Genomic DNA, 9,687 nt, shown 5'->3' on the forward strand with positions numbered 1-9,687 from the left:
GGTACCGAGACCGGCGGATCCGTGGTGGACGTGCGGGTGGTGCTGATGGTGGTGCGGGTGGAGCCGTCTGCGGTGGTGCGGGGTGGAGCCGGGGGGTGCCGGGTCAGACGGGCGGCTGCTCGTCGAGCTCTGCGAACTTCTCCTGGGCGCCGGAGGAGTACTCCTGCCAGCGGACGGGATCCCAGATCTCGATGCGGTCCATCACGCCGATGACGACGACGTCGCGCTCGAGAGAGGCGTACTGGCGCAGCACCGACGGGATGCCGATGCGCCCCTGCTTGTCCGGCGTGCCCTGCTCGGCGCCCGCGAAGAGCACGCGGGCGTAGTCACGGGCGTCGCGGTTGGTCATCGGCGTGCTCTGTGCACGCTGGGCCTCCTGCATGAAGACGTCCTCGGGCCACACGACCAGGCACTTCTCCTGTCCCTGTGTCACGACGAGCCCCTCTGCGAGTCGGTCCCTGAACTTGGCCGGCAGGAAGAGACGTCCCTTCTCGTCCAGCTTCGGCGTGTACGTGCCCATGAAGAACACGTCGCACCTCCGCTGATCCGGGAGCCTCCTCCACTTCGCACCACCTTACTCCACCTTCCTCCACCGTCAACCACATCCGACCACTCCAGGGCGGTGTTCTGCGCCCGCGAGCGCTCCACCGGGCCGCGGCCGCTCGTCGCCCCGCCCTACCGACCTGCGGGAGCAGACCCTGCGCCGGCGCGGCGCGCCGCAGCGGCCGAGGACCCCGCCGAACCGCTGTCGTCGCAGGTCAGCGGCCTGCGGCGCCGAGATCGACCGGGCGCTCCCGGCGTACGACGACGCGACGCGGACCTGCTGCGGGGCGCACGGTGGGGGCCGGTGGAGCGGGGCCCGGGCGGAGGTGGAGCGCGGGTGGAGGAGCGTGGGGCACCCGGCGCGCCCCGGGGGTGCCTGGTGGGGCGCGGCGGACCACCGTGACCGCCGGGGCCGGACCTGACGCGAGCGCGCCGGCAGGCGACGCGAGTTGCACCGACGCCCTACCGTGATGTCATCCCCGGGCGCCGTGCCCGCCGGCGCCGAGTGCACGACCGAAAGGACCCGACGTGGTTGCTCCGATCCCTGGAGGCGCCGACCTCGAGACCGTGGCCCGGGTCGTCTCCCGGGTCCGGGGCAACGTCGAGCGGGTCATCGAGGGCAAGCCCGACGTCGTCTCCGCGGCCCTCGTGGTGCTGCTCGCCGAGGGGCACCTGCTCATCGAGGACGTGCCCGGGGTCGGCAAGACGATGCTCAGCAAGGCGCTGGCACGCAGCATCGACTGCTCGGTGAGCCGCATCCAGTTCACCCCCGACCTGCTGCCCTCCGACGTCACCGGGGTCTCGGTCTTCAACCAGAACACCCGCGAGTTCGAGTTCCGCCCCGGCGGGATCTTCGCCAACGTCGTCGTCGGCGACGAGATCAACCGGGCCTCCCCCAAGACCCAGTCGGCGCTGCTGGAGGCGATGGAGGAGCGCCAGGTGACGGTCGACAACGCGACCTACCACCTCGAGGCGCCGTTCATGGTCATCGCGACCCAGAACCCCGTCGAGATGGAGGGCACCTACGCGCTGCCCGAGGCCCAGCGCGACCGCTTCATGGCCCGGGTCTCGATGGGCTACCCCGTCGCCTCCGCGGAGATCGCCATGCTCGACTCCCACACCCGCTCCAACCCCCTCGACGACCTCGAGGCCGTCACCGACGCCTCGGAGCTGCGCAAGATCACCGGGATCGTGGCGCAGGTGCACGTCGCCCACGCGGTGCAGCGCTACGCCGTCGCGCTGACCAGCGCCACCCGCACCACCGAGGACCTCACCCTCGGCGCCTCCCCCCGGGCCACGCTCCACCTCGTGCGCGCCGCGAAGGCCTACGCCGCCATCGAGGGCCGCGACTACGTCGTGCCCGACGACCTGCAGCTGCTGGCGCGCACCGTGCTGGCCCACCGCCTGCTGCCGAGCGTGGAGGCCGCGATGAACGGGCGCACCACCGAGGCCGTGCTCGACCGCATCCTCGCCGGGGTGCCGGTGCCGGAGCCCGACCGGGCCTGAGCCCCTCTCCCCCACCGCAGCACCCCGCGCCACGCCACACCGCCCCACGCCGACACCACCGACACCGCCGACACCGCCGGACGACCCAGGGAGGACCGATGCGCGAGGCCCTCGCCGGGCTCACCCTGCGCGGTCGTGCCTTCGTCGCCGCAGGCGTCACCGCCGTCGTCTGCGCCGTGCTGCTGGGCCAGCCCGCGCTCACCCGCGTCGGTGTGCTGGTGCTGGCCCTGCCGCTGCTCACCGCCGCCTACGTCGGCCGCAACCGCTACCGACTCGCCCTGGTGCGCACGGTGAGCCCCCAGCTGGTCACCGCCGGCCAGCCCGCCCGGGTCGGGCTCACCATGACCAACCAGGGCCGCACCCCCCACGCCGTGCTCCTGGTGGAGGACCAGCTGCCCTACGTGCTCGGCACCCGCCCGCGCTTCGTGCTCGACGGCATCGGCCAGGGCTGGCGCCGCGAGGTGAGCTACCAGGTGCGCAGCGACGTCCGGGGGCGCTACGACGTCGGCCCGATGACGGTGCGGGTCAGCGACCCCTTCGGACTCGTCGAGCTCGGCCGGTCCTTCCAGACCAGCGTGCCGCTGACCGTCACCCCCCGGGTCGTGCCGCTGCCGCCGATCAACCTCGGCGGCGGCTCCTCCGGGTCGGGCGACAACCGGCCCCGCGCCTTCGCCCACGGCAGCGCCGAGGACGTCACCGTGCGCGAGTACCGCCGCGGCGACGACCTGCGGCGCGTGCACTGGCTGAGCTCGGCCCGCACCGGGGAGCTGATGGTGCGCCGCGAGGAGCAGCCGTGGCAGGCCCGCGCGACGCTCTTCATCGACAACCGCGCCGGCAGCCACCGCGGCCAGGGCGTCGCCTCCTCGCTGGAGACCGCCGTCGTGGCCGCCGCCTCCATCGCCGCGCACCTGGGTCGGCGCGGGTTCGCCGTACGTCTGGTCACCGCCGCGGGCGAGGACGCCGCCGCGGCCTGGCACGTGCGTGACGCCACCCTCGACACCGGGCCGATCCTGGAGTCCCTCGCCGTCCTGCAGCCGCTGCGGGCCACCCACCTCGACACCGGCTGGCTGCGCGAGCAGGGCCAGGGCGGGCTCGTCATCGCCGTGCTCGGCGACCTCACCCAGGCCGACCTGCCGGTGCTGCGCCGCATGCACCACGGCGCCGACGCCGGTCTCGCGGTCGCCCTCGACGTGGCCGCCTGGGGCACCGGCGTGCCGACCGCCCCGGGCGCCTCCGGCGCCGCGGTGCTCTCCCGGCAGGGCTGGCGCAGCGTCGGGCTCGGCCCGCGCGACCGCCTCGACGCCGCCTGGCAGGACCTCGGCCGCAGCCGCGCCACCGCCCCCCGACCGCACGGGGCGACCAGCGGGCCCGGCACCGGGATCAGGACCGGCGGCGGCACCGGCGCGACCACCCGTGGAGGACCCTCGTGAGCGCACCCACCCTCGTGCCACCGGCCGGGTCCCCGGCCCGCCCGAGCACCGGCCGCGCGCGAGCGTCGGCGCCGAAGGACCTGCGTGCCCGGGGCGCCGGGCGCCTGCTGCTCTCGGCCCTGGCCGCCACCCTCACCACCTGGGCCGCGGTGGTGTCCTGGCGGGGGCTGACCGAGACCCCGGGCGGGTTCCTGCGGCCCCTGCTGCTGCTGGCCCTGGTCGTCGCCGGCACGGGTGCCCTGGCCCGGCTCGCCCGCCTCCCCGCCCTCGTGGTGCTGCTGGCGCAGACGGTGGTCGGGGTCGCCCTGGCCTCCGAGCTGCTCATCGACACCCCGGTGCCGCTCGGTGCCGGCTGGGGCGAGCTGGTGCGCGCCGTCGAGGCCGCCGTGGCGACCTCACGCCAGTACGCCGCCCCCGTGCCGCCCGAGGCCGCCCCGCTCGACCCGCTGCTCGTCGGTGGCGGGCTGGCCTGCATGCTCCTGGTCGACCTGCTCGCCAACGGCGTGCGCCGTGTGCCGCTGGCGGGCCTGCCCCTCCTCACGGTCTACGCGGTGCCGGTGAGCATCGTCGACTCCGGGCTCTCCTGGTGGGTCTTCGCACTCACCGCGGCGGGCTTCCTGGTCATGCTCTTCCTCCAGGAGGACGAGCAGGTCGCCCGGTGGGGCCGTCCGCTCGACGAGCGCGGCCGCCCGACCGAGGCCAGCGACACCGACCTGCGCGCCTCGGCCGCCCTGGGCCCCCGCAGCTCGACCTCGCGGGTGGGCGCCGCGAGCGTCGGTGCCGCGGCGACGGCGCTGGCCGTGCTCGTGCCCCTCGGCGTGCCGACCCTCGACGTCGACGTGTTCTCCCTCGGCGCGGGGAGCGCGGGCGGCGACGACGCCGTGCAGATCGTCAACCCCATGACCGACCTCCAGCGCGACCTGCGCCGTGGCAGCGACATCCCCCTGCTCGAGGTGCAGACCGACGACCCCGACCCGTCGTACCTGCGCATCGCCGTGCTCAACCGCTTCTCCAGCGAGGCGTGGAGCTCCGGGGACCGCGAGATCCCCACCGACAACCTGCCCGACGGCGCGGTGCCGGCTCTGCAGGGCGTCGCGGGCGACGTCGCGCGACGCTCCTACGACTACGACGTGAGCATTGGTGAGGACTTCCAGTCGCGGTGGCTGCCCACCTGGGCGCCGATCCGCGCCATCCGCGCCGAGGGCGACTGGCGCTACGACGAGTCGACCATGGACTTCCTGGCCAGCGCCGACGACCTCGACACCGCCGGGCTCGACTACTCGATGACCGGGGTCGAGCTGGACCTCTCCGCCGCCCAGCTCGCCTCGGCGCCCTCGGCCGCCGGCGCCGTCAGCGCGGAGATGGTCGACCTGCCCCCGCTGCCCGACCTGGTGCGCGACCTGGCCCTCGAGGTCACGGCCGAGGCACCGACCCGCTACGCCAAGGCCGTGGCCCTGCAGAACTGGTTCCGCTCGGAGTTCACCTACGACCTCGCGCGAGCCGACGAGGGCAACGGCGTGAGCGAGCTCGAGGCCTTCCTGCGCGACGACGAGGGCGGTCGGGTCGGCTACTGCGAGCAGTTCGCCTCGGCCATGGCGGTGATGGCCCGCGAGCTCGACATCCCGGCCCGGGTCGCCGTCGGCTTCCTGCGCCCCGACGAGATCGGCCCCGACCGGTACCAGTTCAGCGCCTACGACCTCCACGCCTGGCCCGAGCTCTTCATCGCCGGTGCCGGATGGGTGCGCTTCGAGCCCACGCCCGCCGACCGGGCGGCCGCCGTGCCCGACTACACGCGTGGCCAGCTCGACTCCGAGCCCGACCAGCCGTCGGCCCAGCCGAGCGAGCAGTCGCAGGCCCCGGTGCAGCCCGACCGTCCGGCGCCGAGCGCGGAGCCCGAGGTGCCGCAGGCGCAGGGCCCCGACGACACCGACACGACGGCGACGACCTTCCCGTGGGCCCCCGTCGCCGGGGGCGTCGGCGGCCTGCTGGCGCTCGGGGTGCTGCTGCTCCTGCCGCGCCTGCTGCGGAGCCGCCGGCGTGAGCGGTGGCTCGCCGCAGGTCCCGAGGGTGTCTGGCAGGAGCTGCGCGCCACCGCCCTCGACCTCGGCCACCCCTGGCCCGAGCGGCGCTCGGTGCGCACCGCCGGCGCCGCGCTCCTCGACTGGTACGCCGACCCCGCGGCCGAGCCGGTCGAGCGACCCGCGCGCGGCGCCGCGGCCGCCCCGGAGGCGGCCGCCGCGACCGATCGGCTCGTCACCGCCCTCGAGCGGCTGCGCTACGCCCCGGCCGGGTCGACCGACTCCGCCGCCGCCAGCGAGCAGGTGGGCGACGACGGGGGCGTCTGCGTCGCGGCCCTGCTGGCCGGCGTCACACCACGCCAGCGCCGCGCGGCGCGGTGGTGGCCGCGGTCGGTGCTCACCGCCGGCCGGCGACCGTCGGGCGCGCAGGCGCGACGGGCCGAGGTGCGTGCCACGCGCACCGGCGCCGCGACGGTCGACGAGGTCGGCTGACCCCTGCAGCGCCGGCCGGGTGACCTCGCCGGTCCGACCGGGTGTCGACCGACCTGCTGAGCACGCGCCGCCGCGCCGGCCCGACCGCTGAGCGCGGCCGCCGGGCGGGCCGGGGGCCAGCGCTCACCACGGGCTACGGCGGGGGCGGACGGGTGCTCCGACCCGTGGCACCACCGGCTCCCGCACCGTCGACCGGGGCCGGGCACGTCGGCCGTGGCAGGCCGGGGTGGCGGCTGGACGTCGCCGTCGACGAGCCGCTCGCACCGGTCTGTCGACCGGGGCCAGGCATGTCGATCGGTGCGGGCCGGGGTGGCCTTCGACCGCCGCCGTCGACGAGTGCTGTCGACCGGAGGCGTCGGACGGAGCCCTCGACCGGGATCGTGGTCGACCGGGACCGTCGTCCGGTGACGTCGAGCACGGCCGCCGGAGGGCCGAGCGGTCAGGACCGAGCAGCGGTCACCTCAGGCGCGCACGCAGCGCACGGGTTCGCGTCGAACCGCCATCGGTCACGCATGAGGACAAGGCCGAGCGACGGCTCAGAAGCCGCCGTTCTGCTCGCGGCGACGGCGCCACCGCTCCTCGGCGCGCTCCATGAACGTGCCGGTCTTGCGGGGGCGACGCGACGGCCGCCCGCCGCGGCTCTTGCCAGCGCGCGCGGAGCGACCTGCGCGGCCGCCGTCGATGAGGGTGAAGCCCGACGACGGGTGCGCCGCGGCGCCCTGGGTCTCGGCTGCAGCGGCGGCCTGCTGACCCTTGAGGGCGTTGAGACCGATGGTCGCCGAGGCGAGCATGATCACGAACCCGACGATGCCGACGGCGTAGACCTTGCTGATCACGCCGCCCATGAGGACGCAGATGCCGACGACGAACACGACGCCGGCCAGGATCGCGCGGCGCCGTGCAGCCCGGCGCAGCGAGGTGCCGCGCAGGGTGGAGGCGAACTTGGGATCCTCTTCAGAGAGGGCGCGCTCCATCTGCTCGAGCAGTCGCAGCTCCTCTTCGGAGAGTGGCACAGGGTCCTCCAGGGTCACGCGGATCGGCGGGCTCACCGTCGCGCCAATTCTAGGCAGGCGATCGACGTCACGGTAGGCGCGTCGGGAAATTACTCGCGCGGCGGGGGTCGAGGGACGTGCTCGGCGTCGGCACGACGACCTCTGTCGCGCGCCGCCGGTCCTCAGAGCAGGCTGGCCGGACGCACCGCGGCGCCCCCGAAGCGACGGGTGGCGCGGTCGACCGCGCGGTCGGCCTCCGACCAGCCACGCTCCCTCTCCCCGAGCACGTGCTGGTGGTGCACCGCACCGCGGGGACCGAGGCCCTCCACCCGCACCCCCACCAGGCGTACGGCGCGCCGCTGCGGACCCAGCGCGTCGAAGAGCGCCACGGCCGTCTCGTAGACCTCGCGCGTCACGTCGGTGGGCTCCGCGAGCGTCCGGGAACGGCTCACGGTGGTGAAGTCGGTCGAGCGCACCGTGATCGCCACCGTGCGTCCGACCAGGTCGCGCCCCCTCATCCGGCCCGTCACCGAGGTGGTGAGCCGCAGCAGCTCGCGCAGCACGCCGTCGCGGTCGGCGACGTCGCGCCCGAAGGTGTGCTGGGCGCCCATCGAGGAGTCGGGCTCACCACCGCCGAAGCCGGGAGCACGCCCCACGACGAGCTCGCCGCGGTCGGTGCCCCACGCCAGCGCGAGCAGGTGGTCGGCCTGGCGGGCGCCCACCAGCTCGTGGAGAGCGGCGCGGGGGGTGCGGGCGACGTCGCCGACGGTGCGCAGGCCCAGTCGCTGGAGGCGGGCGCGGGTCTTGTCCCCCACGCCGTAGAGCAGGCCGACGTCGAGGGGGTGGAGCATGCGGGGGACGTCCTCGGGAGCGACCACGACCACGCCGTCCGGCTTGGCCAGCCGGCTGGCCAGCTTGGCCACCGACACCGTCGCGGCCGCCCCCACCGAGCAGGTGATGCCCTGCTCGTCGTGGACGGTGGCGCGGACCAGCTCGGCGACGACCTCGGGCGGCCCGAGCCGCCGCCCGGCGCCGCCGACGTCGAGGAAGGCCTCGTCGGCCGACAGCACCTCCACCAGCGGAGTGATCCGGCGGAAGCACTCGTGGACCGCGCGGGAGACGCTGCCGATGAGCTCGAAGTCGGGGGCCAGCACGACCAGCTGGGGACAGAGCCGTCGCGCCCGCGACATCGGCATCGCCGAGCGGACGCCGTGCGCCCGGGCGGGATAGCTGGCGGCGAGCACCACGCCGCGGTGGGCGCCGCCGACGGCGACGGGCACGTCACGCAGGTCGGGCCGCTCCCGCAGCGCCACCGAGGCGTAGAACGCGTCCATGTCGACGTGCAGGATCGGCGTCACCGGTCGGGGTGTGCCCTCCGGTCGCCGATCGACGCGTGGCGCGACGCTCCGGCCCGCGTCCGGGAACGCGGCGTCGGGGCCCGCCACCCCCCGGTCGGTCACGACCGGGACCCCCGGGGCCCACCGGTGCGAGCGCGCCCGCCGGCGGGTGCCGGCCGGTCGCTAGCGGGCGAGCACGTGCAGCTGCGTCGCGAGGGGGAGGTACTCCGAGCGGCGAGCGACGGCCCGCTCGAGCTCGACCAGCGCGGCACTGGCGCCGGGCTCGAGGTCGAGCAGCGACCCGGGCACGAGGTCGGCGAAGACGCGGACACCGTCCACCGAGAGCACCTCGAGGCCGGCGCCGCGCAGCAGTCCCTCGAGCTCGTCACGGGTGAAGCGTCGCCCCGAGCGGGCGCGTCCGCCGGCGACCGGTGCGCCGCTCGGTGCGTCGAGCATCGCCAGCGCCTGCCCGAAGTGTCCGGCCATGGCCCGGGCGACGACGGCGGCGTGGTGCTGGGCGACGAGCAGGCTGAGGGTGGCCTCGGGGCGCATCGCCGCGCGCAGGCTGGCCAGTGCGGCCGCCGGCTCGTCGACCACCTCGAGCACCCCGTGGCACAGCACGACGTCGGCGCTCGCGGGGCCCACCACCTCGGCCAGGGTCGACAGGTCGCCCTGCTGGCCCGACACCTCGACGCCCCTCTCCCGCGCGCGACGCGCCAGCGAGGCGAGGGCGTCGGGGCTGGGGTCGACGACGGACACCCGGTGGCCGAGCTCGGCGACCCGCACGGCCAGGCCGCCCGTGCCGCCGCCGATGTCGAGCACGTCGAGCGGTCGGCCCGCCCCTCCCGCGCCGAACGCTTCCTGCAGGGCCGCCCAGACGACGGCCGTGCGTGCCGCCGCCCGCCGCTCGCTGGGCCGCTCCTGGGACCGCTCGTCGGGCCGGGCGGGAGGGCGCTCGCTTGCTGCCATGGCGCCCACCCTAGGGGACCGACGAGCGCACGGGCCCGCGCCCGCGTCGCCGGGCCGCCCCCGGCGAGGGACGCGGCGACGGGGGCGGCGGTGGGGGCGGCGGTGGGGGCGGGCCGGGGTCGATCACCTGGCACGGGGGCGGACTCCCTGGGGCTCGATCCGGTGGCGGGTGCATCGGCCGCCGGGGAGGTGGTGGATCGAACGTTTGTTCGACCCACCAGTCACTCTACGACGCGTCGCGCGTCGCCGCCACCCGTCGCGCACCGCCACCGTTGCGCCCCGTGGCCGCTCATCACCGCCACCGATGCGCCCCGTGGCCGCTCATCACCGCCACCGATGCGCCCCGTGGCCGCTCATCACCGCCACCGATGCGCCCCGTGGCCGCTCGTCACCGCCACCG

7 protein-coding genes are annotated in these 9,687 nt (G+C 75.9%); 3 read left to right on the plus strand and 4 right to left on the minus strand.

The genetic code is table 11. The features are described 5' to 3' along the window. Positions 1 to 103: 103 nt before the first annotated feature. Complete coding sequence (gene mraZ / locus IR170_RS13200) at positions 104 to 520, minus strand: division/cell wall cluster transcriptional repressor MraZ (protein ID WP_227489151.1); 417 nt, start codon at positions 518 to 520, stop codon at positions 104 to 106. A 551-nt stretch (positions 521 to 1,071) separates the two neighbouring features. Here mraZ and IR170_RS13205 point away from each other — a divergent pair. The 3 genes from IR170_RS13205 to IR170_RS13215 all read left to right on the plus strand — a co-directional run bounded on the left by IR170_RS13205 (position 1,072) and on the right by IR170_RS13215 (position 5,989). After that, positions 1,072 to 2,049: an AAA family ATPase gene (locus tag IR170_RS13205; protein WP_056862497.1), complete on the plus strand. Its 978-nt coding sequence runs from the start codon at positions 1,072 to 1,074 to the stop codon at positions 2,047 to 2,049. Between the two features lie 98 nt (positions 2,050 to 2,147). Beyond that, entirely contained in the window at positions 2,148 to 3,479 is a 1,332-nt protein-coding gene (locus IR170_RS13210) for a DUF58 domain-containing protein (RefSeq protein ID WP_193664681.1), read from the plus strand. After that, complete coding sequence (locus IR170_RS13215; protein ID WP_193664683.1) at positions 3,476 to 5,989, plus strand: transglutaminase family protein; 2,514 nt, start codon at positions 3,476 to 3,478, stop codon at positions 5,987 to 5,989. Before IR170_RS13210 ends, IR170_RS13215 begins: the two co-directional genes overlap by 4 nt. Before the next feature lie 536 nt (positions 5,990 to 6,525). Here the strand turns inward: IR170_RS13215 and IR170_RS13220 are convergent. From IR170_RS13220 to IR170_RS13230, 3 genes are all read right to left on the minus strand, one after another. After that, positions 6,526 to 7,038, minus strand: coding sequence for a DUF3040 domain-containing protein (locus tag IR170_RS13220; RefSeq protein ID WP_319805068.1), 513 nt, complete (start codon positions 7,036 to 7,038; stop codon positions 6,526 to 6,528). A gap of 125 nt (positions 7,039 to 7,163) precedes the next feature. Then, positions 7,164 to 8,339, minus strand: a complete 1,176-nt coding sequence (gene dinB, locus IR170_RS13225) for a DNA polymerase IV (protein ID WP_319805069.1) — start codon at positions 8,337 to 8,339, stop codon at positions 7,164 to 7,166. Between the two features lie 162 nt (positions 8,340 to 8,501). Continuing rightward, positions 8,502 to 9,287: a methyltransferase gene (locus IR170_RS13230; RefSeq protein WP_193664685.1), complete on the minus strand. Its 786-nt coding sequence runs from the start codon at positions 9,285 to 9,287 to the stop codon at positions 8,502 to 8,504. Between the last annotated feature and the right edge of the window lie 400 nt (positions 9,288 to 9,687).

The organism is Nocardioides kribbensis (genome assembly GCF_015070375.1).
GTDB classification, from domain to species: Bacteria; Actinomycetota; Actinomycetes; order Propionibacteriales; family Nocardioidaceae; genus Nocardioides; species Nocardioides kribbensis.

Excerpts from the sequence above, each read along its gene's own strand:
- mraZ (WP_227489151.1), bottom strand. The coding sequence starts at position 520 with ATGGGCACGTACACGCCGAAGCTGGACGAGAAGGGACGTCTCTTCCTG.
- IR170_RS13210 (WP_193664681.1), top strand. The coding sequence starts at position 2,148 with ATGCGCGAGGCCCTCGCCGGGCTCACCCTGCGCGGTCGTGCCTTCGTC.
- IR170_RS13230 (WP_193664685.1), bottom strand. The coding sequence starts at position 9,287 with ATGGCAGCAAGCGAGCGCCCTCCCGCCCGGCCCGACGAGCGGTCCCAG.